Genomic DNA, 22,578 nt, shown 5'->3' with positions numbered 1-22,578 from the left:
AGGTAGTTTTCCAACAGCCTGCGAGCGGCCCCACACCGACCCAGCCCATGCCCATCTGCACGCTGCACCCACTGCCCTATCAAGCCGACCCCGCGCCCTGGTTCGAGCGCATTCGCCACGCCCCCGGCGCGGTACTGCTGGACTCGGGCCGCCCGGTCGCCGAGCGCGGACGCTACGATCTTCTGAGCGCCTGGCCGCAGCAGATTCTCCAACCCACTGCCGAAGAATCCGCAGCAGACTTTTTCCAGCGTTTACGCCAGGCCTTGCGGCAACTGGGCGCGGCCAGCGCACCCGAGGGTTGCGAACTGCCCTTTATCGGCGGCCTGCTCGGCTTGCTCAGCTACGACTTCGGCAGGCTGCTGGAAAGGTTGCCGCAGCAGGCGCAGGCCGATATCGACTTTCCCGCCGCCCGCTTCGGGCTTTATCCCTGGGCGCTGATAACCGATCACCAGCAGCGCAGCAGTCAGTTGGTCTTCCATCCTTCGCTGGCAGGCAATGAGCGTGAACGCTTGATCGGGCTCTTCGAGGCAGCCGCTTCGAACGCTGACGACAGCACAGGCTTTGCCCTGCTCGGCCCCTTTGCCGCCGACCTGGAGAGGGACGACTATCGCCAGGCCATCGAACGCATCCAGCAATACATCCAGGCTGGCGATTGCTATCAGGTGAATTTCGCCCAGCGTTTTCGCGCCGCGTGCCAGGGCGATGCCTGGGTCGCCTACCGGGCGCTGCGTGCGGCCTGTCCGACACCTTATTCGGGCTTTGTGGCGCTGGAGCACGGCGCTATCGCCAGCCTGTCACCGGAACGCTTTCTGCGCCTGAGTCAGGGCGAGGTGGAGACGCGCCCGATCAAGGGTACGCGCCCTCGCGGGCATGACGCGCCAAGCGACGCCGCACAGGCGCAAGCACTGCTCGACAGCCAGAAGGATCGTGCCGAAAACCTGATGATCGTCGACCTGCTGCGCAACGATCTGGGCCGCAGTTGCCGAACCGGCAGCGTGCAGACGCCGGAGCTGTTCGCGCTGGAAAGCTATCCCAACGTGCACCATCTGGTCAGTTGCGTCAGCGGTCGTCTTGCCGAAGACAAGGACGCCTTCGACCTGCTGGCCGGCAGCTTTCCCGGTGGCTCGATTACTGGCGCACCGAAAATCCGCGCCATGCAGATCATCGACGAACTGGAAGCCACCCGTCGTGCCATCTACTGCGGCTCGTTGCTGTATATAGATGTGCGCGGGGAAATGGACAGCTCCATCGCCATTCGCACCCTGCTCGTCCAGGACGGACAGATCAATTGCTGGGGCGGTGGCGGCATCGTCGCCGACTCCGAATGGCAAGCCGAATATCAGGAGTCGATCGACAAGGTGAAGGTGCTGCTGGGGACGCTGGAGGGGCTATAAGCTGCAATGTAGGGTGGATGCCGCTTTTTACATCCACCTGGCTCCGCTCGTCGGCTCGGTGAAGCGTGAGCCGACCTACAGAGGCTGGAGGCTGGACAGCGTGTAGCCTAATGCCAAAACCCCATCAAGCTTTTCCGTCCAGCTTTCCAGCTTCAAGCACTCTTATCGGCTTTTCTCGTCCAGCCTTCTAGCCTCAAGCGCTCTTATCGGCTCTTGCCGTTAAAGCGCCAACTTGCGGTTCGAAGCCTTGATGAATTCCTGCTTCAGCTCGTCGAAGGTATGCACCGCCGGGAATTGTGGGAATTCGGCGATGACATTGTCCGGCGCGTGAAAGAGGATGCCGGCATGGGCTTCGCTGAGCATGGTGGTGTCGTTGTACGAATCACCCGCCGCGATGACGCGGTAGTAAAGGCTCTTGAAGGCCAGGACCGACTGGCGCTTGGGATCCTTCTGGCGCAGCTGATAATCCACCACACGATCGGATTCGTCGGTGATCAGGCGATGGCACAGCAGCGTGGGGAAGCCCAGCTGGCGCATCAGCGGCTGGGAGAATTCGTAGAAGGTGTCCGAGAGGATCACCACCTGGAAGCGTTCGCGCAGCCAGTCGACGAACTCCACCGCGCCATCCAGCGGTTTCAGGGTGGCGATAACCTTCTGGATGTCGGCCAGCTTCAGGCCGTGCTCATCGAGAATGCGCAGACGCTGCTTCATCAGCACGTCGTAGTCGGGAATGTCCCGCGTGGTCGCCCGCAGCGATTCGATTCCGGTGGCCTCGGCAAAGGCGATCCAGATTTCCGGAACCAGCACACCTTCCAGGTCGAGACAGGCTATTTCCACGGGCCACTCCTCAATGCATAAAATTGAAGGCGGCACTCTAACGGCACGGCACGGGCGAAGCAATGCGAGGCTTATATTCGAAATGCTTGATCTTGGTAGTTAAAGGTTATTTAGCGATATAAAACCCTTTTGATACCATCCGCGCCCTCAGAGCGCCGAAGCGCCGCATAGAAGGAAAGCCGCCCGATGAGCCCATCCATTGACGTTACCGCGTTGGCCGAAGCCTACGCCGGCAAATCACCCCAAGAGATCCTCAAGCAGGCCTTCGACCTGTTCGGCGATGACTTGTGGATTTCCTTCAGCGGCGCCGAAGACGTGGTCCTGCTGGACATGGCCTGGAAGCTGAACAGGAACGTCCGGGTCTTCACCCTCGATACCGGTCGCCTGCACAGCGAAACCTACCGTTTCATCGAGCAGGTGCGCGACCATTACAAGATCCCTATCCAGATCATGACTCCGGATTCGAAGCTGCTGGAGACGATGGTCAACGAGAAAGGGCTGTTCAGTTTCTACCGCGACGGTCATGGCGAATGCTGCGGCATCCGCAAGATCGAACCGCTGCGGCGCAAACTGGCCACCGTTCGCGCCTGGGCCACGGGCCAGCGTCGCGACCAGAGCCCCGGCACCCGCAGTCAGGTTTCGGTGCTGGAGATCGATACCGCGTTCTCTACGCCAGACAACACCCTGTACAAGTTCAACCCGCTGGCGCAGATGACCAGCGAGGAAGTCTGGGGTTATATCCGCATGCTGGAGATTCCCTACAACAGCCTGCATGAGCGCGGTTTCATCAGCATCGGCTGCGAACCCTGCACACGCCCGGTGCTGCCCAACCAACACGAACGCGAAGGTCGTTGGTGGTGGGAAGAGTCCACGCAGAAGGAATGCGGGTTACACGCCGGCAACCTGATCGCCAGGGAATAAGGTTGCGGGGTTCGCAGAGCCGAACCCCTTACACCTGCTGCAGCCTTGGCCGAATGCATTCGGCCCTACGGAAAAGCGCAGCGATACTCTGCTCAGTAGGTCGGCAGCTCGACGTCCTGAAACAGCTCTTCCAGTTCGAGCTTGTTGCGGCACTTCACGGCCTTGTCGAGCATTTCCCGGTCCAGATGCGGTGCGAAGGCTTCGATGAAATCGCACATGAAGCCCCGCAGAAAGGTACCGCGCCGAAAGCCGATCTTGGTGACGCTGGCCTCGAAGAGTTCGCTGGCGTCGAGCACGACCAGATCGGGATCGAGCCTGGCATCTACCGCCATCTGCGCCACGATGCCTACTCCCAGCCCCAGCCGCACGTAGGTCTTGATGACGTCGGCATCCGCCGCCGTGAACACAACCTTGGGTGACAGCCCTTGATGGCTGAAGGCCTCATCGAGCTTGGAGCGCCCTGTAAAGCCGAACACATAGGTGACGATGGGGTGTTCGGCGAGTGCTTCCAGGGTGAGTTTTTCCAGTTTCGCCAGGGGATGCCCCTGCGGCACCACCACGCAACGATTCCAGCGGTAGCAGGGCATCATCACCAGGTCGCCGAACAACTCAAGCCCTTCGGTGGCAATGGCGAAATCCACGGTACCATCGGCGGCCATTTCCGCGATCTGCAGCGGTGTGCCCTGATGCATGTGCAGGGAAACGTCGGGGTACTGGCTGATGAACCGGCTGATGACCCTCGGCAAGGCGTAACGGGCCTGGGTATGGGTAGTGGCAATGCTCAGCGTGCCCTTCTTTTCGTTGGAAAACTCCTGGGCAATCTGCTTGATGCTTTCGCACTTGCGAAGAATTTCGCCAGCCGTGGTGATGATCCGCTCGCCAGCGGGCGTGACACGCGTCAGATGCTTGCCGCTACGGGCAAACACCTCGACACCCAGTTCATCTTCGAGCAGGCGAATCTGCTTGCTGATACCCGGCTGCGAAGTGAACAGGCTTTGCGCGGTGGCCGAGACATTGAGGTCATGATGCGCCACCTCCCAGATGTAACGCAGTTGCTGAAGCTTCATAGAAATCCCTCAAAAAAGCAGTGACATCCGATAGCCATCACTTCTTATAACGCTTGCGCATAGATAGCACGCGATTCTAGATCATTTATCCATGTGCTGCCTGCCCGCTTTGCCCGCAAGCACAGCAGGATTCGATAGCTTCGTTTGATCTTAGCAGTCCGGTACGAAACCACTACCAAGCGGGCTGTCCGACCAGCTCTTGCGACTTCAAGGTGATTGTCGAAACGACTCGATACGCGATAAGGTTCCGCCTCCCCGCTGCGCCCCCAGGCCCTGCTCCGCCGCACCGGGATGGCTGGCGGACGGCAACCGTGACCCTGACGAGTAACACGATGGCTGATTTACCGATCGACGACCTTAACGTTTTCTCCAACGAAACCCTGATCACACCGGAGCAGTTGAAGCGGGAACTCCCCCTCACCGCCTCCGCATTGAAGACCGTTTCCGAAGGGCGACAGGTCGTTCGTGACATCCTCGATGGCAAGGATCATCGCCTGTTCATCGTGATCGGCCCCTGCTCGATCCACGATCTCAAGGCCGCGCATGAATATGCCGAACGCCTCAAGGTGCTGGCCGAGAAAGTGTCCGACAGCCTGTTTCTGATCATGCGGGTCTACTTCGAGAAGCCGCGCACCACCGTCGGCTGGAAGGGCCTGATCAACGATCCCTATATGGACGACTCGTTCAAGATCCAGGACGGCCTGCACATTGGTCGCAAGCTGCTGCTCGACCTGGCCGAGATGGGGCTGCCCACTGCTACCGAAGCCCTGGACCCGATCTCTCCGCAGTATCTGCAGGACCTGATCAGCTGGTCGGCCATCGGCGCACGTACTACCGAATCCCAGACGCACCGCGAAATGGCCTCGGGCCTGTCCTCGGCGGTCGGCTTCAAGAACGGCACCGATGGCAGCCTGACCGTGGCGATCAATGCGCTGCAATCGGTGTCCAGCCCGCACCGCTTCCTCGGCATCAACCAGGCGGGCGGTGTCTCCATTGTCACCACCAAAGGCAACAACTACGGCCATGTGGTGCTGCGCGGCGGCAACGGCAAGCCCAACTACGATTCGGTCAGTGTCGCGGTATGCGAGCAGGAACTGAGCAAGGGGGGCATCAGCCACAACATCATGGTCGATTGCAGCCATGCCAATTCCAACAAGGACCCGGCGCTACAACCACTGGTCATGGACAACGTCGCCAACCAGATTCTGGAAGGCAACAACTCCATCGTCGGACTGATGGTCGAAAGCCACCTGGGCTGGGGAAACCAGTCGATTCCCAAGGATCTGGCGGACTTGAAATACGGCGTATCCATTACCGATGCCTGCATCGACTGGGACACCACCGAGAAAGCCATACTCGGCATGCATGCCAAGCTCGCCGAGGCACTGCCGAGACGGGCGCGCGGTTGACTGAAAGAGTCGAATGAAAAAACGCCGCTTGCGGCGTTTTTTCATTCGGGAACCTAACTGTCGGAACCACCTTGCGATTTGCCCTGCTTTTCTATGTAGCGCTCGACGTACGAGCAGGAAGGAATCACCGTATAACCCTCGCGTTCGGCGTATTCCAGCGCATGCCGGGCCAGAACAGCCGCGACGCCTCGACCGCGTAGCGCATCAGGAACGAAGGTTCGATAGATATCCAGGGTTTGCTTGCCCAGATCCATATAGGCCAGATAAGCACGATGACCATCCACGGTCGTCTCGAACTGGTGGCCTGCCCGATCATGGTGGATGGTCAGTGTGTCGCTCATCACGCCTCCTTCACTGTGGGTTCTGCATGCTCGCCTGCCTCGTACAACGCTGATAATGCCTTCAGCGAACAGCGCGCGCCATCTCTCTGTGCAGTCTCGCGTGCCAGTGCTCTGCTGCTCGCCCCTGAAACCTGCCTGCGCTGTTCAACCAACCGCCAGACGCCACAAACCACTGTCTCGAAAAGCATCGGTTACTTGCCGCTCAAACTGGCACGATGGTGCAACTTTGAGTTTCCGCCAGAGTCAATACAACGGATAAAAGTGCTGGCTTTGGCTGTTTTTCAGCCAGACAGCTCAGCCGCCATTGAAAAACAGGCGAGTTCGCATAAAAACTGTGCTGGCAGGTGTCTGCCTCAGTTTACTTGGCGAAACTTATCGGTAGTATGTGCCCGCCAACTTTCCATAATGGAAGTTGCCATGGATTTCATTTCAAGGGGAACACGATGAACAACGTTCTGAAACTTTCTGCTCTGGCTTTCGCTGCCGTTCTGGCTACTGGTTGCAGCAACAGCATGACTCAAGAAGGCGAAGCTCGTCTGACCGCCACCGAAGACGCTGCTGCTCGCGCCCAGGCTCGTGCTGACGAAGCGTACAGCAAGGCTGACGAAGCTCTGCAGGCCGCTCAGAAGGCTCAGCAGACTGCTGACGAAGCCAACGAGCGCGCACTGCGCATGCTGGAACGCGCCAGCCGCAAGTGAGTCTCTGTGCCGCCCTGAAAGCCGAAAAGCCATTCAGGGCGGATTACAGGCGTTAAAAAGCCGACCTGTAAACAGGTCGGCTTTTTTATGCGCGAAGATTTTTCAACATCTTAGAAAACCGGCTCTTCATGGCTCACCAGGGTCTGGCCCTGCTCGGCAATCTGAATGGGCAGGCCATCTTCTCCCGCGATGATCTCGCGTACCATCTCCCAATCCAGCCGTAACGTCCCCGCATCATCGTCCCGCTTGAGCAACGTATTGACCACCACGGCATGCTTGTCCATGAGCGTCATGGGCCGGTCCTCCTCCTCCAGCGGCGTATGCGCTTCCAGGTAGACCTTGCCCTGGCTGACACCAAACTTGTATGGCTCGTCGATGATACGCACCGGCGTGCCTACCTTGACTCGCCCTGACAGCTCAAGAACGTTGTGATTGAGCATACGGAAACAGCCATGGCTGACACGCATGCCAATGCCGAACTTCTTGTTCGACCCATGAATGAGATAGCCCGGCATCGCCAGGGTCATCTTGTATGGCCCCAGCGGGTTGTCCGGGCCTGGGGGGACCACCTTAGGCAGTGGATCGCCATCAGCGGCGTGCTCGTCACGAATCGACTGTGGCGGATACCAGGCCGGATTGCTGGTCATGGCTGAAATGCGTGTATTGCCCACCGGCGATCCCCAGCCTTCCCGCCCGATGCCCAGCGGATAGGTATGCACCACGGACTGACCTTCCGGGTAGTAGTACAGACGGTACTCGGCGAGGTTGATCACGATGCCTTCGCGTGGCCCCGGCGGCAGGATGAAGCGTGTCGGTAAAATGATGTCGGTGCCTTCACCCGGAAGCCAGGGATCGACCCCCGGATTCGCTGCGACAAGCTCCAGGTAACCCAGGTCATAGGTCTCGCCCAGGGCCGCGAAGGTATCTTCGTATTTGGCCTTGATGACCTGAATCTCGCCCACCACATCCTCGCCTTCGGGCGGCAGCGGCAATTCGAGCGCCGCCGATTGTCCGGCCAGCAGCAAGGCAGTGAGTGACACACAGGAGGCGACTGCAGAGGCACGCGAGAGCATTCAGGGTTCCTTGGGGTGAGTGGTGCTGTCGGCGATTGTACGTGAAGGAAGGAAGAACTCCGAGTCACCTACCAGGCACTGAGAGCCGATGGTAGACGCCGGCGCTGTGCGCTGAGCGTTTCACGACAGACCGGACAGAGCCGACGATCCTTCAGCAGGCCCTGCTCCAGATCCTGCCAGCGCGGCTGCGCCGGCAGAAAACCACCGCACAGGGTGCGATCAGCCTGGCCGTTCAGCTCCAGCTGGCGCAGGGCCAGATGCAGGCGATTCTCACGGCAGGCGAACAGATCGAACTGCTCATCCGGGACGATAAGACGGTAGGCAAAAAGGGACCAGGCTGGGCGAGGCATTCGAGGCTCCAATCAAGGGGCGCGACACTATCCGCGCCGCTGCCTCAAAGCAAGGGTTCGAGCACCGACCAGAGGTTGTTCAGCAACCGTTCCTGAGCGATGGCCGTGGGGTGAATGCCATCGGACTGCATCATGTTCGCGACGCCACCTACCCCTTCGAGAAAGAACGGAACGTAGGGCAGATCCTGCTCACCGGCGAGTGAGTCGAAGGCATTGGCGAATGCCGTGGTGTAACGCTGGCCCAGATTCGGCGGCATGCGCATGCCCAGCAGCACTACTTGGGCTCCCGCTTCCTGCGACATCTCGACCATCGCCGCAAGATTCTGTTTCAATTGCAGCGGTGATTGACCGCGCAGGCCATCGTTGCCGCCCAACTCCAGAATCACGACTTCAGGTGCATGCTCATCGAGCAGCGCCGGCAGCCTGGAACGCCCGCCCGCCGTGGTGTCACCACTGATCGAGGCATTTACCACCTGATACTCCAGAGCCTGTGAATCCAGTCGTTGTTGAAGCATATGCACCCAGCCCTGGCTGGTTTCCAGGCCGAAAGCGGCGCTGATACTATCCCCGACCACCAGGACCGTCCCGCCCAGGGCGCCCTGGGTCCAGCACAGCAAGACCAGAATCCCACCTTTCAGCCACATTCGCATCGGAATCTCCATGAGCGACAGCATTCTCAATGCCCGGAACCTTAGCAAAGTGGTACCCAGCGCGGAAGGTGAACTGGCCATCCTCGACGCGGTGTCACTGACCCTGGACAAGGGCGACAGCCTGGCCATCGTCGGCACTTCCGGCTCGGGGAAATCCACCCTGCTCGGCCTGCTCGCCGGGCTCGACCTGCCCACCTCCGGTGAAGTAACCCTGGCTGGCCATCGCCTTGGGGAGCTGGACGAGGATCAGCGCGCCAGGGTCCGTGCCGAGCATGTCGGTTTCGTTTTCCAGTCTTTCCAGCTGCTGGACAGCCTCAATGCATTGGAAAACGTCATGCTGCCGCTGGAGTTGCATGGTCGTCGCGATGCCCAGGCAAAGGCCAGCGAACTGCTCGAACGTGTCGGTCTGGGTGCGCGCCTGCACCACTATCCACGGCAACTGTCCGGCGGCGAGCAACAGCGCGTTGCCGTCGCCCGTGCGTTCGCCGCCGAACCCGAGGTGCTGTTTGCCGACGAACCGACCGGCAATCTCGACAGCCACACCGGCGCGAACATCACGGAACTGCTTTTCGAGCTGAACCGCGAGCGCACGACCACGCTGATTCTGGTAACCCATGATGAGCAGCTTGCGCAGCGCTGCCAGCATTTACTGCGCCTTGAAGGTGGCCGCAGGATCGACGCCGAGCAGACTCGATGAGGCGCATGACCATTGGCCGGCTGGCCACCCTCGCCCTGCGGCAACTCATGCGCGATGCCCGCGCGGGCGAATTGCGCATACTCTTCTTCGCGCTGCTGATCGCCGTGGCGGCCAGTACCGCCATCGGTTATTTCGGCGCGCGCCTGAACGATGCCATGCTTCTGCGCGCCACCGAATTCCTCGGCGCCGACCTGGTCGTGCGCGGCAGCGCCCCCGCAGCGCCGGAACAGATCGAAGCGGGCAACCTCTTGCAGCTCGATCATGCCCGAGTGGTTGAGTTCTCCAGCGTCATCGCCACCGATGAAAACCTGCAACTGGCCAGCGTCAAGGCCGCCGACAGCCATTATCCGTTGCGTGGCGAATTGCGCAGCGCCGCCGCGCCCTATCAACCCGAGCAGATCAGTGACGACGGACCGCAACCCGGCGAAGCCTGGGCCGAGGCACGGCTGTTCGCCGCCCTGGATCTGCAGATTGGCGATCTGATCGAAGTCGGTAACAAACAGCTGAAGCTGACCCGCGTACTGACCTACGAGCCGGATCGTGTGGGTGACTTCTACAGCCTGACGCCACGGGTGCTGATGCACCTTGACGATCTGCAGGCAACCGGTGTCGTCCAGCCCGGCAGCCGCGTGAGCTACCGCGAGCTGTGGCGCGGGCCTGCGTCACAGCTGCAGGCCTATCAGCAGGCCATCCAGGCTGATCTACAGCCGCACCAGCGCATCGAGACCGCGAAAGATGGCAATCGCCAGATCGGCGGTGCCCTGGGTCGTGCCGAGCGCTACCTTAACCTGGCCAGCCTGGCGGCGGTATTGCTCGCCGGGGTTGCCGTGGCCTTGTCCGCTGCACGTTTTGCCTCACGCCGCTTCGACGCCAGCGCGCTGCTGCGCTGCCTCGGGCTGTCCCGGCGCGAAGCGCTGCTGTTTTATACCCTGCAACTGACCTATCTCGGCGCACTGGCCAGCATGACCGGCGCGCTGCTGGGCTGGGCGGCGCAGCACGGGCTGTTTTTTCTGCTGCGTGATCTGGTGGTCAGCGAAATTCCTCCCGCAACACTCTGGCCGGCGCTGGCCGGCATCGCCACGGGTCTCGTGGCCCTGGCCGGTTTCGCCCTGCCGCCGCTGGCCGCACTGGGCCGCGTGCCACCGCTGCGTGTGCTGCGCCGCGACATGCTGCCGGTGCCGCCCAGCACCTGGCTGGTCTACGGCACGGCCATCGTCGCCCTGGGGCTGATCATGTGGCGCCTGAGCCTGGACCTGAAAATCACTCTGGCCCTGCTCGGCGGCGGGTTGCTCGCCACGCTGGTCCTGGGCGGCCTGCTGTTACTGACTTTGCAGGGACTGCGCCGGACGCTGTCCGGCGCCTCCCTGCCCTGGCGGCTGGGCCTAGGCCAGTTGCTGCGCCATCCACTGGCCGCTGCCGGCCAATCCCTGGCCTTCGGCCTGATCCTGCTGGCCATGGCGCTGATCGCACTGCTGCGCGGCGAACTGCTGGACACCTGGCAGGAGCAGTTGCCGGAAAACGCCCCCAACCACTTCGTGCTGAACGTGCTGCCGGCGGACAGTGCCGCCTTCGGTGAGCGCATCACGGTCCTGTCCGATCACGCCGCCCCGCTGTATCCGGTGGTGCCGGGACGGCTGGTGGCCATCAATGGCGAGCCGGTACGGCAGATCGTCAGCAAGGAAAGCCAGGGCGAACGGGCGGTCCGCCGCGATCTGAGCCTGACCTGGGCGCAGGAACTGCCTGCGGACAACCGCCTGACGGCAGGCCACTGGTGGAGCGAAAAGCCGGGCGAACTACCCAGCGTATCAGTGGAAGCGGAGCTGGCTGAGAGCCTGAGGGTAGGACTGGGTGACCGTCTGACCTTCACCGTGGGCGGCATTACCCGTGACGTCAGCGTCACCAGCCTGCGCGAAGTGAACTGGGACAGTTTCCAGCCCAATTTCTACATGATCTTCGAGCCACAGACCCTGCAGGACGTCCCGGCCACCTATATGACCAGCTTCCACCTGCCGCCCGGCAAGGATCGCGAACTGGTGCAGCTCGCCCGCGATTTCCCCTCCGCGACGATCCTGCAGGTCGAGGCCCTGCTCGGCCAACTGCGCAGCATCCTCGCGCAGGTCTCTCTGGCGGTAGAATATGTGCTGATGTTCGTGCTGGCAGCGGGTCTTGCCGTGCTGTTCGCCGGCCTGCAGGCGACCCTCGATGAACGCATCCGCCAGGGTGCGTTGCTGCGGGCGCTGGGCGCCGAGCGAAAGCTGCTGCTCAAGGCCCGGCGCGCCGAATTCGGCGTACTCGGCGCGGCCAGCGGCCTGCTGGCCGCGCTGGGCTGCGAACTGGTCAGCGCCCTGCTCTATCACTTCGTCTTCGACCTGCGCTGGCAGCCGCATCCCTGGCTGCTGCTCTTGCCGGTGATCGGCGCCTTGCTGGTCGGCGGCGCGGGCGTGATAGGTACACGTCGTGCGCTGAACGCCAGCCCGCTCAATGTGCTGCGCGAGAATTGAGCCCGTATCGGCCCTGCCGCAGATGCTGCTGGCTGAAACTGGCCACCAGCTTACAATGTGCGGCCCCGATAGCCGATCCGGATAGTCCATGAGTCGTTACCGTCCGCCGCGCCCTGCCGGCACCCCGCTGATCACGCCCGAAGGTGAAGCGCGCCTGCGTGCCGAACTGCACGAACTCTGGCACGTCAGGCGCCCGCAGGTGACCCAGTCGGTCAGTGAAGCCGCCGCGCAAGGCGATCGCTCGGAAAACGCCGAATACACCTACGGCAAGAAAATGCTGCGCGAGATCGACAGCCGCGTACGTTTTCTCACCAAGCGGCTGGAGAAGCTCAAGGTCGTCAGCGAGCGGCCAGGCGATCCAGGCAAGGTGTACTTCGGCGCCTGGGTGACCGTCGAGGACGAGGATGGCGAACAGGCCCGCTATCGCATCGTCGGTCCGGATGAACTGGATCTCAGGCAAGGCCTGATCAGTATCGACTCGCCCCTGGCCAGAGCCCTGGTAGGCAAGCCACTGGATGCCGAAGTGCAGGTACAGACGCCGACCGGGGCGAGGCTCTGGTATATCGTCGCCATCGACTATCAGACATGAAAAACTACCTGCGTTGGCAATAACAGGCTCGGCAAGCCGCTTGCGACTGACGCGCGTTTCTCGCCTGTTTTCGCCTTTGTCTTGCCTGCCCGGCTACCTGGCCGCACTCTGCGGCCCCGCCTCCAGCAGATTGCGCTCCCGGTTGTAGGCCAGGTAATACTTGTTCACTGCATTGACGTAACTCACCACGCCCATGCCCATGGTTTCCATGGCGATTCGTTCGACCTGGAAGAACCACTGATCCGGGTTGAGGCCTCGGCGGCGGGCTTCGGCACGCATGCTCTGCACCCGTTGCGGCCCCAGGTTGTATGCGGCGAGGATGAACGCCATGCGCTCACGCTCGTTGAGCCTGGGGCTGGCGAAGAAATCCCGGCGGATACTGGCCAGATACCTGGCACTGGCCAGTACATTGTCGTCCAGCTTGCCGATATCGGTGACGCCCATACTGCGAGCCGTGGCGGGTGTCACCTGCATCAGCCCGGTGGCGCCTGAAGCGCCACGGGCCGCCGGGTCGAGGGTCGACTCCTTGAAGGCCAGCGCTGCCAGGTTCAGCCAGTCTATGTCCTGCTGCCGGGCATGACGCTGCAGGGTCGAGCGGACCTTTTCCAGACGCTGCCGGCCAATGGAATCCAGTGGATACTGCACCCGATACAGACGCCGGTACACCCGCACGAAAGCGGCATCCTGATTGTCCGGGACACGATAACTCGTCAGAAAGCGATCAGCGCTGGCGCGCAACATGCTCGCGTCCTTGTGCACGAACCAGTGCATGTCCGCGTGCTTACCCAGCGTCAGTTGCGATTCGATACGAAGTTTCGGCAACACCTTCGCCCAGCGCTCGGCAATCGTCCGCTCAACGAGAGTCGCCGGGTAAATGCCGGCCTGGACCATTTCCAACACATCCTCCACGGCGAGCGTCGAGTCGACCCACTCGACAACGATGGGTGCCCGTCCGGCCTGCATCAGCTCACGGTTGATCTTTTCCAGCGTGGTGCCGGCGACACTGCCTGCCGGCAATGCCAGGCTGCGGCCAGAGAGCTGTTGCAGTTGCGTATAACGTCGACTGCCCTGACGCGTGACCAGTACCATCGGAACCTGTTCCACAACGGCACGGGTACGGCTCACCTGGCGCATGGTGCCTCGTTCGAGCAACTCGCCCGGCGCAACCAGGTCGCCTTCTCCCCTCTGCAGGGCGGCGAGCAACTGGTCCTTTGCCTTAGGGATGACTTTCAGGGTGATCGTGTGTCCCTGCGAGTCGCGATTGAGAAACTGCTCGAAGGCGCGCAAGCGCACATACTCGACGCCGATCGCCTCCCCCTTCACCTCACCGGAGCTGTTGCGGCTCTGATTCACCAGCACGCGCAACACTCCGCTGCGGCGAATCTGCGCCAGATCGCGTACCGTATCCGCCGCCTGCCAGGCCTGCGGGCCAACCACGCGGGCAACCGCCGGCCAGGGCGCAACCAGCATCAGCAGACAGAGCAACAGAGGCAGTAAACGGGTCATCGGCGAAGGTATCGACTCGAATGGAACAAGATGCCGTGCGGCCAGCCCTGGCGCAAGGCGGCGAAGGTTCTCACAGCAGAGAAGCAGTCGCCAGCAACTACCGACACATGACCTTAGCTATCAGCCTTAACTAATTGAATTATATAGTTATATTTTCATCTTATAAGTGAGCTTATTCATGCAACTTGTCGATATTGGCGTCAATCTGACACATCCGACCTTCAGCCGTGACCCACGCGCCGTTCTCGACCGCGCCCATGCCGCCGGCGTCATGCAGATGGTGCTGACCGGCACCAGCCTCAGCGAAAGCGAAGCGGCCCTGGCGCTCTGCCGCGACCTGGACGAAAGTGGCCAGCGACTGTTCTGCACTGTCGGCATTCATCCACACGAGGCAAGCCAGTGGTCATCGCAGAGTGCGGCAGCACTCCGGCAGTTGCTCGACGAACCCGAGGTACGCGCAGTCGGTGAATGCGGGCTGGACTTCAATCGTGATCTTTCGCCGCGCACGCAGCAGGAGCGAGTCCTCGAAGAACAGCTGCAACTGGCAGTGGAAACCGGTCTGCCGGTTTTTCTTCATGAGCGCGAGGCCGAGCAGCGTCTGGCAGACATCGTCCGGTCCTTTCGTGATCAGCTCAGCGCCGCCGTGGTGCACTGTTTCACTGGTGAAAAACGTGCTCTTTACAGCTATCTCGACCTCGATCTGCATATTGGCATTACCGGCTGGATCTGTGACGAACGCCGCGGGACGCATCTGCATTCGCTGGTGCGCGAAATACCCAGCGAACGTCTGATGCTTGAAAGCGATGCACCCTACCTGCTGCCGCGCACGCTGCGTCCCCGGCCCAAGCACAACGAGCCGGCGTATCTTCCTGAGGTCCTGCGCGAAGTCGCACGGCATCGAGAAGTGAGCGAACAGGAACTGGCTGCAAGCAGCACAGCCTGCGCGCAGCGGTTTTTCCGTATTCCAGCGCTGTAGTCAGCCGAACACCGTTACCGTCTGCCGACTCAAGGCCAGCAGTTCGCCCTGGGGGCTCCAGAGCGCGGCGGCGCAGTGGCCGTAGCCATCGCGGGCGTGCTCGATCACGGCGCGGTACTGGCACCAGTCATGGGTATCGACGTGTGGCTGCGGCTGAATGAACTCGATGGTCCAGGTCAGCGAACTGCCGGGAGCGAAGCCTTTGAGGTGCGACAGCACGGCAGGCGGCCAGGCGTCCACCAGCGCCAGTACATGGGCAATGGTCAGCGGTTCGCGCGCGACCTCGCCACGCTGGCGCACCCAGCCGCCCACTTCCCGCGAGGTGTTGCCGCTGAACGGCAAGCCGCCAATGCCCCAGCGCATGGCCAGGTGCCGGGTGAACTCCGGCGCGACACCGGGTATGTAGGGCAACTCCTGGCAGGCCTCCAGCGCAGGCATGCTTGGTGCCGGCTCCGCCTCTACCGCGACGACGGACGCACGCGAGGCGCCGAAACTGCCCTGCACCAGTGTCACCACCTGGCCGTTCTGCATGGCCCGACCGAGCACCTGGCTGACCGCCTTGCCTTCACGCAGCACCTCGGCCTCGAAGCTGACCGGCGTATCCACCAGCAGCGGGCCGACGAAGGTGATGGCCAGCGAGCGTACCGGGCGATCTTCCGGCACCTGCGCCCGCATCGCCTCGTACACCAGCGCCGCCGCCAGCCCGCCAAAGCCCGCCCGGCCCTGCCCCCAGCTGGCGGGTACGACGAGTTCCTGTGGGTTGTCGCGCACGGCTTGTATCAGTTCGGAAAGGGTCATGCTTGCCTCGAAAGCCGGTGATGGGCCGCTATCTTAGCCTTGCCCGGAGACACGGGCGCACGGCCTGACAGGGGAGATTAGCCAATCTGCAGGGCCGAAGAAGCCGAATGAGCTCGTCCTACGGCTTCCCGCGCGCCTCGGTACGCCACGGCAGGCGTCGCCCGAGCCGCGCCAGCGCGCTCTGTATCGCAGCCTTGTCCGGCGCCTCGCCGGCATAGCGTGCACGCTCGTACAGGCGGGCAAAATCGCCAATGGCCTCGGCCTGCGCCGGCAACTCGCGCGCCGCACGCTCGGCGAAGTCACGCGCGCCCTCACCATCCTCGCGGATGACGCCACGCCGCGCCAGCAAACGCTCGAAGCGGCGGAACAGGCGCAGTTGCGGATCACGCTCGTACTGCCAGGGCTTGAGGAGCAACAGGGTCAGCAGCGCAATCAGCACGGCGGCGCAGACGAGCAGCAACAATCCGAGCTGACGCGTATCGATGTCACCGAACCACCCCTTCAGGGTTCGCAGCTGACGCTCGCCCTGGTAATCGAGCACCCAGCGCTGCCAGCCGTAGTTGAGGTTGTCCCAACCAAAGCGCAGCTCGTTCAACCAGCCAATATCACGGTAGCGGCGCAGGTTCATCGGAGATTCCTGAAGCAGGCTCTGTTCATCGACCAACGCTTCTTCCAGCCCCAACTCGATGCGTTCCGGCGCAACCTGAAAGGTCGGATCCACGCTGACCCAGCCGCGTTCCGTGACCCAGTATTCGACCCAGGCATGAGCATCGAGCTGACGCACCGACAGGTAGTTGCCGGCAGGATTGACCTCTCCGCCCTGATAACCCGCCACCACCCGTGCGGGTACTCCTGCGGCGCGCAGCACAAAAGTCATCGCTCCGGCATAGTGGATGCAGAAGCCGTTGAGGGTCTCGAACAGGAAATCATCGACGATGTCACTGCCCACCGGCGGCGGTCGCAGCGTGTAGCCGTAGGGCTGCCGGTTGAAATGGCGCAGCAGCGCCTGCACCAGCGCTTCGGGGTCCTGATGCTCGCGGCGCAATTGTGTCGCCCAGTTGCGGGCGCGTGGATTGCCTTCGGCGGGCAGCTGCAGGGAGCGCTCCAGGGTGGCCGGCGCAGGCCTGGGTTCACGCAGGGCGTCAGGCCAGGAAGTCACCTCGTAGAGCAGCGGCTTGTCCACCGGATGCCGACGCTGCAGATGAAAGTCGGTCATCAGGCGTACATCGTCCGCATCGACCTCCCCCACGTCCAGCGCGTACAGCCAGGGGCGACCACTGGGCTGCATGACGATGCTGTAGTTCAGCGCCGCGCCCTGCGGACTCCACTCCGGCGCCTGGGGCACCTGCGCCGCGAAGGACTGCGACCAGCGTCGGCCATCGAAACGTTCGAACGTGACGGCGCGCCAGTACAGACGATCCCGCTCGGGCATCGGTCCTTCGAAGCTGGCCCTGAAGGCCAGCGCGGGAGAGCGGCTCAGTTCGGCGATATCGCCCGGCGACATACTGTCGGCCAGCCCGGAAATCGCCCGGTCCTTGGGCTGTGGCAATGACCATAGCGGACCGAAGCGTGGGAACAGCACGAACAGCAGCAGCATCAGCGGCGCCGCCTGCAACAGCAGCGAACCGGCCAGCCGCAGTGTCGGCCAGGGATGGGTTCTGGCGCTGCTCTGCTGCAGGCCGATCATCGCCGCCAGCAGCGCGATGATCGGCAACAGGCTGTAGAGCCCGGCCAGCAGGCTGTCGTTGAACAGGTAGCTGGTAACGACGGTGAAGAAGCCGAGAAAGATCAGCACCAGCGCATCGCGGCGACTGCGCATTTCCACCAGTTTCAGGATGAACGCGGCGATCAGCAGCACCACGCCGGCTTCCAGACCGATCAGGCTACCGCGAGACAGATACACACCGAACCCCGCGCCGATCATCATCAGCGCTTTCATCCAGCCGCGCGGATAACGCGCCTGCATGCGAAATATCCGTACCCGCCATGCCGCGCAACCCAGCCAGAGACCGATGATCCACAGCGGCAGATGGTCCAGATGCGGCAGGATCACCAGCACCTGGGCCACCAGCAGCCAGACCAGGCCGTTGCGGGGTATCGGCTGGATGCCACTCATCACTCGCTCTCCCGCTGACCAAACAGCGCCAACGCACGCAGGCAACGGTTGCGATGATCGGCTCCGCCAGCCGGGCCAATCGTCAACTCCGCAAGACGCAAGGCGAAGGGTTGCTGTCGGGCCGACAACTCGACGACCCAATGGCAGAGCCGCGACAGCCGCGCCTCCAGTTCACCGTCGAGGGCATCCAGATCGAGCAGCGGCTCCTGCCCAACCAACGCCGAAAACTCCTTCACCAACAACCCTTGGCCACGTGAAAAAGCCTTCCAGTGCAGCCGCCGCCGCGAATCCCCCGGCTGCCAGTCACGCAACCCCTGATAATCATCTACCCCATGACCCAGCGCGCGACTGCCTTCATCCTCATCGTCAAGGCCGGCGGTTTGCGGCAGCCCGCCGACTTCGGGCCGGGGATAGACCAGCGCCGCCAGTTGCAGATCGACCCAGCTCCAGGCCACCAGCAACCCCAGCGGGAAACGGCTTTCCACCCGCAACCGACCGGGGCGCAGCCAGCCACGGCGCTCGCTCGGCAGACTGAGTTCGACCTCGCAGATGCCGCCAACGGGCACATCGACTCGTTGTAAATCACCGCCCGGCCACCCCAGCGCGACGGCCTGATACAGACGGCCACGGCTTTCCAGCCTGACGCGCAGGCGCGCCTGTTCGCCGAGAAATACCGCATCCGAACCACCCGCCTGCAGCACCAGGCCGGCCAGGTTGCGCCAGGTATGCAGGATGGTTACCACGAACACCGAGCCGAGCAGGAAGGTCAGCGCATAGGCCAAGCTGTTCTGGTAGTTGATGGCCGCTACCAGCATCAGCAGCAGAGCAATCATGAAGGCCATGCCGACCGCGCTGGGCATGATGAAGATTCGTCGCTGATCGAGGCGTACGCTCGGCCCTGGCGGGATGCGCTTGAGCAGCCAGCGCTCACGAGTTCGCGGTAGCAGCCTCATGGGATCCAGGAGACCATCAGAGCGCCGGTACTTCGCGCAGCAGCCACTGCACCAGTGCACCGCCACCATGGCCACCGGCATCGGCGCGCTCGCGCAGCCGATGCCCTGTCACCGAGGGCAGCACCGCCTGCACATCCTCGGGGATCACGTAATCCCGATCATCCAGATAGGCCCAGGCCCGCGCCGCCGCCAGCAACGCAAGGCTGCCACGCGGCGACAATCCCCAGGCGAACTGCGGCTGCGTGCGCGTCGCTTCGACCAGTCGCAGCACATAATCAACCAGCGCATCGCTGACGCGGACCTGGGCCACGGTCTCCTGAATCGCCACCAGCGTGGCGCGGTCGAGTACGGGCTCCAGCCGTGCCAGCAGATCGCGCCGCGAATCGCCCAGCAACAGAGCCTTTTCCGCCGCCTTCGCCGGATAACCCAGCGACAGGCGCATGAGAAAACGGTCCAGCTGCGATTCCGGCAAGGTGAAGGTGCCACCTGAACTGACCGGATTCTGCGTGGCGATGACGAAAAAGGGTTCAGGTAGGGGTCGCGTGGCGCCCTCGATAGTGACCTGGCCTTCCTCCATGGCTTCGAGCAGGGCGCTCTGGCTTTTCGGTGTGGCCCGATTGATTTCGTCGGCCAGCACCAGTTCGGCGAAGATCGGCCCCGGATGAAAGACGAACTGCCCGCTGTCCTTGTCGAACACCGAGGTGCCGAGAATATCGCCCGGCAACAGATCGGAAGTGAACTGAATACGCTGGAATTCCAGCCCCATAACCCTGGCCAGGGTGTGGCTCAGAGTAGTCTTGCCCATGCCCGGCAGGTCCTCGATCAGCAAATGCCCCCGCGCCAGCAGGCAGGCCATTGCCAGTTGCACCTGTGATTGCTTGCCGAGCAGGACTTCATTGACCGCTCGTAGACAGACGTCCAATCGTGCGCGCATGCCACTCTCCTTCATTTGTCAGCCCTGATGCTACTGACACCGGGAGCCACAGGCAAAAGCACGGGAAACTGTTGTGATGAAGTTCCAGGGTGCGACCGAGCTGTAGCCGCAAAAGCGTCGTCGCAGGGCCGAACACGTTCGGCCCTGCGAGCGGCAACTAGCGCCCCGCGCGCGACTCGCGCAGGTAGAAGCGCGCCTTCTTGGCTTTCTGGGTACAGCCTCGATAGGCCTCGAACTGCTGCTGGGTCTTGGCGCCGGTCAGCAGGGCCATCGCCTTGGAGTAGCTCACGGTGCCGGCGAAACCTTCCGCTTCGGCCAGGCTCTGCTCCTCCCAAGCCGCATCCAGCAGGGATGCACAGCTGTCGCGATAGGCGGTTTTAGCGGCGCAACCGCTCAGGGTCAGCACCAGCAAGGACAGACAGATCAGGTTCTTCATCACCAACTCCTTCTTCAAAGGCTTTTATCGTGTTTGCGTGCAGCACGCTCGCGAAGAAACTCGACCACCGCGTCCTGCTCACCAGCAAATTCGATTCGGGACGCCTTGCTCTCACGCTGATAGACGTACATCGGGTCGTAATAGTCTGTGAGCAGGGCTTCGATCCAGTCGCGGTGTAGGTCCACCGCGCCACTGCGGGCCTGCTCGGCCAGCGCCTGATCCATGATCAGAGCCAGTTTCCTGTAGTGCTCGCCGCCCAGCCGCCTGCTGATATTGACCAGACTCTGCTGCAAACGCTCGGCGAAGGCAGCAAAGCCGGCATCACCCTGCCCGGCTATGAACTCGGCACACAGATCGACCACATAGTCTTTCAGAATCCGCTCGACACGCCCCTCAAGGCTGTCTTCCAGCCATACCAGGGGATAATGCTGCATGCCTTGGAACAGCGGCAGCGGGATCGAGCAGCGCCCCACCAGGCGCGCCTCATCCTCAAGTACGAACTGGCTGACATTTGCCGCCTGCATTTTCAGCAGGCGGACCGCCAGCGCATTTTCGAAGTCGATCTGTGCCGGCTGCGGCGTGGCACGCTTGCCGAAGCTCGAACCGCGATGATTGGCCAGACCTTCGAGGTCCACGCTGTTGCCCAGGCGTGCCAGCACTTCGGTCTTGCCGGTACCGGTCATGCCGCCGACCAGCACGAAATCCAGGCCGGTCGCTGCCTGTTCGAGCGTATCCAGCAGGAAATGGCGCATCGCCTTGTAGCCGCCGGTCACGCGCGGGTAGTCGATGCCCGCCTCGCTCTTGAGCCATTGCTGCACGATTTGCGAACGCAAGCCACCACGAAAACAGTAGATGTAGCCGTGCGGATTATTCCGGACGAAATCGACCCAGGCTCCCATTCGCTCGGCCTTTATCTGCCCGCTGACCAGCCGATTGCCAAGCTCGATGGCCGCCTGTTGCCCGTGCTGCTTGAAGCAGGTGCCGACCTTCTGCCGCTCAAGGTCATTCATCAGGGGCAAATTGACTACGCCAGGAAAGGCGCCTTTGGCGAATTCCACCGGTGCCCGCGCATCCATCAGCGGAATATCGTCAAGAAACAACGCTCGGTAGTTATCGGTATCACCGCGCATCAACGAACCTCGACCGCAAAAGCACCGGCTTCGACCAGCTCGCCAATCGGCTCGAGCGTCAGCCCCAGTTCGGTCGCTACGGCGAGAAACTCCGTTTCGCCTTCAGGCGTCACGGCGACCAGCAGGCCACCACTGGTCTGCGGATCACAGAGCAGCTGCTTGTGCGCCTCGTTCAGCGCGGCGATGCGTTCGCCATAACTGTCGAAGTTACGCCCGGTGCCGCCCGGCACGCAGCCCTGCTCAAGGTAATATTCGACGCCTTCGAGGCGCGGCACCCGTGCGTAGTCGATGCGCGCTGTGACGCCGCTGCCATCAGCCATCTCGACCAGGTGCCCGAGCAGGCCGAAGCCGGTGACATCGGTCATGGCATGCACCCCGGCAAGTTTGCCAAAACGGCTGCCGGGCGTGTTCAGCGTACACATCCAGTCTCGTGCACGGCCCACGTCCTCGGCACGCAGCTTGGCCTGCTTTTCCGCCGTGGTCAGGATGCCGATGCCCAGCGGCTTGGTCAGGTAAAGCTTGCAACCCACCGTGGCCGTATCGTTGCGCTTCATCTGGCTCTTGTTGACCAGCCCGGTCACCGCCAGGCCGAAGATCGGCTCGGGCGCGTCGATGGAATGCCCGCCTGCCAGCGGAATACCCGCTGCATCGCAGACCGCGCGACCGCCGGCGATCACCTCGCGCGCCACTTCCGGCGACAGCACGTTGACCGGCCAACCCAGAATGGCGATGGCCATCAGCGGATCGCCGCCCATGGCGTAGATGTCGCTGATGGCGTTGGTCGCGGCAATACGACCGAAATCAAAAGGATCGTCGACGATGGGCATGAAGAAATCGGTGGTCGAAACCACCCCGCGCTCGCCGTCGATGCCATAAACCGCCGCATCGTCGCGCGAGGCATTACCGACCCACAGGCGCGGATCGAGGTTCTGCGCACCGCTGCCGGCGAGAATAACATCCAGCACCTTCGGGGAAATCTTGCAGCCGCAACCGGCACCATGGCTGTACTGGGTAAGGCGAATGGGTTCGCTCATCTGGAAAGCCTCATGACGGTCGCAAAATGGGCGCCGATTGTAGCAAGAAGGCAGAAAGGCTGGCGCATGCCGTATCGAGCAGCAAGCGCTCAGCGGTGGGCTCCATCCAGAGCCTTGTCAGACTAAATATTGTTGTCCCGCGCTTGAAGCTCAACCACGCAGGCTTGA

22 protein-coding genes are annotated in these 22,578 nt (G+C 62.3%); 8 read left to right on the top strand and 14 right to left on the bottom strand.

Going from position 1 to position 22,578, the window contains the following annotated elements; genetic code table 11:
- Positions 1 to 47 precede the first annotated feature (47 nt).
- Entirely contained in the window at positions 48 to 1,394 is a 1,347-nt protein-coding gene (gene pabB, locus G7020_RS04500) for an aminodeoxychorismate synthase component I (protein ID WP_181082740.1), read from the top strand.
- Between the two features lie 219 nt (positions 1,395 to 1,613).
- On the opposite strand, the gene thrH is transcribed toward pabB, so the two are convergent.
- Positions 1,614 to 2,231: a bifunctional phosphoserine phosphatase/homoserine phosphotransferase ThrH gene (thrH, locus tag G7020_RS04495; RefSeq protein ID WP_181082739.1), complete on the bottom strand. Its 618-nt coding sequence runs from the start codon at positions 2,229 to 2,231 to the stop codon at positions 1,614 to 1,616.
- A 186-nt stretch (positions 2,232 to 2,417) separates the two neighbouring features.
- Between thrH and G7020_RS04490 the strand changes: the two genes are divergently transcribed.
- A complete protein-coding gene (locus tag G7020_RS04490; protein WP_181082738.1) occupies positions 2,418 to 3,152 on the top strand; it encodes a phosphoadenylyl-sulfate reductase in 735 nt (244 codons plus the stop codon).
- A 92-nt stretch (positions 3,153 to 3,244) separates the two neighbouring features.
- On the opposite strand, the gene cysB is transcribed toward G7020_RS04490, so the two are convergent.
- The gene (cysB, locus tag G7020_RS04485) at positions 3,245 to 4,219 is read right to left on the bottom strand and encodes an HTH-type transcriptional regulator CysB (RefSeq protein ID WP_181082737.1); all 975 of its coding nucleotides are present in this window, start codon (positions 4,217 to 4,219) and stop codon (positions 3,245 to 3,247) included.
- 332 nt (positions 4,220 to 4,551) lie between these two features.
- Here cysB and G7020_RS04480 point away from each other — a divergent pair, with 332 nt between their 5' ends.
- A complete protein-coding gene (locus G7020_RS04480; protein ID WP_181082736.1) occupies positions 4,552 to 5,628 on the top strand; it encodes a 3-deoxy-7-phosphoheptulonate synthase in 1,077 nt (358 codons plus the stop codon).
- Between the two features lie 53 nt (positions 5,629 to 5,681).
- Here the strand turns inward: G7020_RS04480 and G7020_RS04475 are convergent, their stop codons facing one another.
- Positions 5,682 to 5,969, bottom strand: coding sequence for a GNAT family N-acetyltransferase (locus G7020_RS04475; protein WP_181082735.1), 288 nt, complete (start codon positions 5,967 to 5,969; stop codon positions 5,682 to 5,684).
- Between the two features lie 443 nt (positions 5,970 to 6,412).
- On the opposite strand from G7020_RS04475, the gene G7020_RS04470 reads away from it, so the two are divergent.
- Positions 6,413 to 6,667, top strand: coding sequence for an Lpp/OprI family alanine-zipper lipoprotein (locus G7020_RS04470; RefSeq protein ID WP_037022633.1), 255 nt, complete (start codon positions 6,413 to 6,415; stop codon positions 6,665 to 6,667).
- Between the two features lie 110 nt (positions 6,668 to 6,777).
- Here G7020_RS04470 and G7020_RS04465 read toward each other — a convergent pair whose 3' ends face one another.
- From G7020_RS04465 to G7020_RS04455, 3 genes are all read right to left on the bottom strand, one after another.
- Complete coding sequence (locus G7020_RS04465; RefSeq protein WP_181082734.1) at positions 6,778 to 7,740, bottom strand: L,D-transpeptidase family protein; 963 nt, start codon at positions 7,738 to 7,740, stop codon at positions 6,778 to 6,780.
- Positions 7,741 to 7,808: 68 nt separating this feature from the next.
- Positions 7,809 to 8,090: a hypothetical protein gene (locus G7020_RS04460; RefSeq protein ID WP_181082733.1), complete on the bottom strand. Its 282-nt coding sequence runs from the start codon at positions 8,088 to 8,090 to the stop codon at positions 7,809 to 7,811.
- A 44-nt stretch (positions 8,091 to 8,134) separates the two neighbouring features.
- Positions 8,135 to 8,740, bottom strand: coding sequence for an arylesterase (locus tag G7020_RS04455; protein WP_181082732.1), 606 nt, complete (start codon positions 8,738 to 8,740; stop codon positions 8,135 to 8,137).
- A gap of 10 nt (positions 8,741 to 8,750) precedes the next feature.
- Between G7020_RS04455 and G7020_RS04450 the strand changes: the two genes are divergently transcribed.
- The 3 genes from G7020_RS04450 (at position 8,751) to greB (ending at position 12,527) form a co-directional block, all read left to right on the top strand.
- A complete protein-coding gene (locus tag G7020_RS04450; RefSeq protein ID WP_181082731.1) occupies positions 8,751 to 9,437 on the top strand; it encodes an ABC transporter ATP-binding protein in 687 nt (228 codons plus the stop codon).
- On the top strand, positions 9,434 to 11,938 hold the full coding sequence (locus G7020_RS04445; protein ID WP_181082730.1) for an ABC transporter permease: 2,505 nt from the start codon (positions 9,434 to 9,436) through the stop codon (positions 11,936 to 11,938). The genes G7020_RS04450 and G7020_RS04445 overlap by 4 nt, the downstream gene beginning before the upstream one ends.
- A gap of 88 nt (positions 11,939 to 12,026) precedes the next feature.
- Complete coding sequence (gene greB, locus G7020_RS04440; RefSeq protein WP_181082729.1) at positions 12,027 to 12,527, top strand: transcription elongation factor GreB; 501 nt, start codon at positions 12,027 to 12,029, stop codon at positions 12,525 to 12,527.
- Positions 12,528 to 12,620: 93 nt separating this feature from the next.
- Here the strand turns inward: greB and G7020_RS04435 are convergent, their stop codons facing one another.
- Positions 12,621 to 14,033 carry a transglycosylase SLT domain-containing protein gene (locus G7020_RS04435; RefSeq protein WP_181082728.1) on the bottom strand — a complete coding sequence of 471 codons (1,413 nt, stop codon included), beginning with the start codon at positions 14,031 to 14,033 and terminating at the stop codon, positions 12,621 to 12,623.
- 178 nt (positions 14,034 to 14,211) lie between these two features.
- Here G7020_RS04435 and G7020_RS04430 point away from each other — a divergent pair, with 178 nt between their 5' ends.
- Positions 14,212 to 15,009 carry a TatD family hydrolase gene (locus G7020_RS04430; RefSeq protein WP_181082727.1) on the top strand — a complete coding sequence of 266 codons (798 nt, stop codon included), beginning with the start codon at positions 14,212 to 14,214 and terminating at the stop codon, positions 15,007 to 15,009.
- Here the strand turns inward: G7020_RS04430 and G7020_RS04425 are convergent, their stop codons facing one another.
- The 7 genes from G7020_RS04425 to selD all read right to left on the bottom strand — a co-directional run bounded on the left by G7020_RS04425 (position 15,010) and on the right by selD (position 22,410).
- Positions 15,010 to 15,807 (bottom strand): acyl-CoA thioesterase, encoded by a 798-nt coding sequence (locus tag G7020_RS04425; RefSeq protein ID WP_181082726.1) that lies wholly within the window; start codon positions 15,805 to 15,807, stop codon positions 15,010 to 15,012.
- Between the two features lie 118 nt (positions 15,808 to 15,925).
- The gene (locus G7020_RS04420) at positions 15,926 to 17,923 is read right to left on the bottom strand and encodes a transglutaminase TgpA family protein (protein ID WP_181082725.1); all 1,998 of its coding nucleotides are present in this window, start codon (positions 17,921 to 17,923) and stop codon (positions 15,926 to 15,928) included.
- Positions 17,923 to 18,876, bottom strand: a complete 954-nt coding sequence (locus G7020_RS04415; protein WP_181082724.1) for a DUF58 domain-containing protein — start codon at positions 18,874 to 18,876, stop codon at positions 17,923 to 17,925. The genes G7020_RS04420 and G7020_RS04415 overlap by 1 nt, the downstream gene beginning before the upstream one ends.
- Before the next feature lie 16 nt (positions 18,877 to 18,892).
- Positions 18,893 to 19,810: an AAA family ATPase gene (locus G7020_RS04410; RefSeq protein WP_181082723.1), complete on the bottom strand. Its 918-nt coding sequence runs from the start codon at positions 19,808 to 19,810 to the stop codon at positions 18,893 to 18,895.
- A 157-nt stretch (positions 19,811 to 19,967) separates the two neighbouring features.
- Positions 19,968 to 20,246 carry a hypothetical protein gene (locus tag G7020_RS04405; RefSeq protein WP_181082722.1) on the bottom strand — a complete coding sequence of 93 codons (279 nt, stop codon included), beginning with the start codon at positions 20,244 to 20,246 and terminating at the stop codon, positions 19,968 to 19,970.
- 14 nt (positions 20,247 to 20,260) lie between these two features.
- Positions 20,261 to 21,376, bottom strand: a complete 1,116-nt coding sequence (gene mnmH, locus G7020_RS04400; RefSeq protein ID WP_181082721.1) for a tRNA 2-selenouridine(34) synthase MnmH — start codon at positions 21,374 to 21,376, stop codon at positions 20,261 to 20,263.
- Positions 21,376 to 22,410 carry a selenide, water dikinase SelD gene (selD, locus tag G7020_RS04395; RefSeq protein ID WP_181082720.1) on the bottom strand — a complete coding sequence of 345 codons (1,035 nt, stop codon included), beginning with the start codon at positions 22,408 to 22,410 and terminating at the stop codon, positions 21,376 to 21,378. Before selD ends, mnmH begins: the two co-directional genes overlap by 1 nt.
- Between the last annotated feature and the right edge of the window lie 168 nt (positions 22,411 to 22,578).

This window comes from Stutzerimonas stutzeri, assembly GCF_013522825.1.
In the GTDB taxonomy this organism is placed as follows: domain Bacteria; phylum Pseudomonadota; class Gammaproteobacteria; order Pseudomonadales; family Pseudomonadaceae; genus Stutzerimonas; species Stutzerimonas stutzeri_AK.
Note: the sequence above shows the minus strand (reverse complement) of the source record. Positions and strands in the feature narration are given on the sequence as shown.

Excerpts from the sequence above, each read along its gene's own strand:
- G7020_RS04480 (WP_181082736.1), top strand. The coding sequence starts at position 4,552 with ATGGCTGATTTACCGATCGACGACCTTAACGTTTTCTCCAACGAAACC.
- greB (WP_181082729.1), top strand. The coding sequence starts at position 12,027 with ATGAGTCGTTACCGTCCGCCGCGCCCTGCCGGCACCCCGCTGATCACG.
- G7020_RS04470 (WP_037022633.1), top strand. The coding sequence starts at position 6,413 with ATGAACAACGTTCTGAAACTTTCTGCTCTGGCTTTCGCTGCCGTTCTG.
- cysB (WP_181082737.1), bottom strand. The coding sequence starts at position 4,219 with ATGAAGCTTCAGCAACTGCGTTACATCTGGGAGGTGGCGCATCATGAC.
- G7020_RS04415 (WP_181082724.1), bottom strand. The coding sequence starts at position 18,876 with ATGAGGCTGCTACCGCGAACTCGTGAGCGCTGGCTGCTCAAGCGCATC.
- G7020_RS04445 (WP_181082730.1), top strand. The coding sequence starts at position 9,434 with ATGAGGCGCATGACCATTGGCCGGCTGGCCACCCTCGCCCTGCGGCAA.
- G7020_RS04455 (WP_181082732.1), bottom strand. The coding sequence starts at position 8,740 with ATGCGAATGTGGCTGAAAGGTGGGATTCTGGTCTTGCTGTGCTGGACC.
- G7020_RS04435 (WP_181082728.1), bottom strand. The coding sequence starts at position 14,033 with ATGACCCGTTTACTGCCTCTGTTGCTCTGTCTGCTGATGCTGGTTGCG.
- selD (WP_181082720.1), bottom strand. The coding sequence starts at position 22,410 with ATGAGCGAACCCATTCGCCTTACCCAGTACAGCCATGGTGCCGGTTGC.
- G7020_RS04490 (WP_181082738.1), top strand. The coding sequence starts at position 2,418 with ATGAGCCCATCCATTGACGTTACCGCGTTGGCCGAAGCCTACGCCGGC.
- G7020_RS04450 (WP_181082731.1), top strand. The coding sequence starts at position 8,751 with ATGAGCGACAGCATTCTCAATGCCCGGAACCTTAGCAAAGTGGTACCC.
- G7020_RS04420 (WP_181082725.1), bottom strand. The coding sequence starts at position 17,923 with ATGAGTGGCATCCAGCCGATACCCCGCAACGGCCTGGTCTGGCTGCTG.
- G7020_RS04430 (WP_181082727.1), top strand. The coding sequence starts at position 14,212 with ATGCAACTTGTCGATATTGGCGTCAATCTGACACATCCGACCTTCAGC.
- G7020_RS04465 (WP_181082734.1), bottom strand. The coding sequence starts at position 7,740 with ATGCTCTCGCGTGCCTCTGCAGTCGCCTCCTGTGTGTCACTCACTGCC.
- G7020_RS04460 (WP_181082733.1), bottom strand. The coding sequence starts at position 8,090 with ATGCCTCGCCCAGCCTGGTCCCTTTTTGCCTACCGTCTTATCGTCCCG.
- mnmH (WP_181082721.1), bottom strand. The coding sequence starts at position 21,376 with ATGCGCGGTGATACCGATAACTACCGAGCGTTGTTTCTTGACGATATT.
- G7020_RS04475 (WP_181082735.1), bottom strand. The coding sequence starts at position 5,969 with ATGAGCGACACACTGACCATCCACCATGATCGGGCAGGCCACCAGTTC.
- G7020_RS04410 (WP_181082723.1), bottom strand. The coding sequence starts at position 19,810 with ATGCGCGCACGATTGGACGTCTGTCTACGAGCGGTCAATGAAGTCCTG.
- G7020_RS04425 (WP_181082726.1), bottom strand. The coding sequence starts at position 15,807 with ATGACCCTTTCCGAACTGATACAAGCCGTGCGCGACAACCCACAGGAA.
- G7020_RS04405 (WP_181082722.1), bottom strand. The coding sequence starts at position 20,246 with ATGAAGAACCTGATCTGTCTGTCCTTGCTGGTGCTGACCCTGAGCGGT.
- pabB (WP_181082740.1), top strand. The coding sequence starts at position 48 with ATGCCCATCTGCACGCTGCACCCACTGCCCTATCAAGCCGACCCCGCG.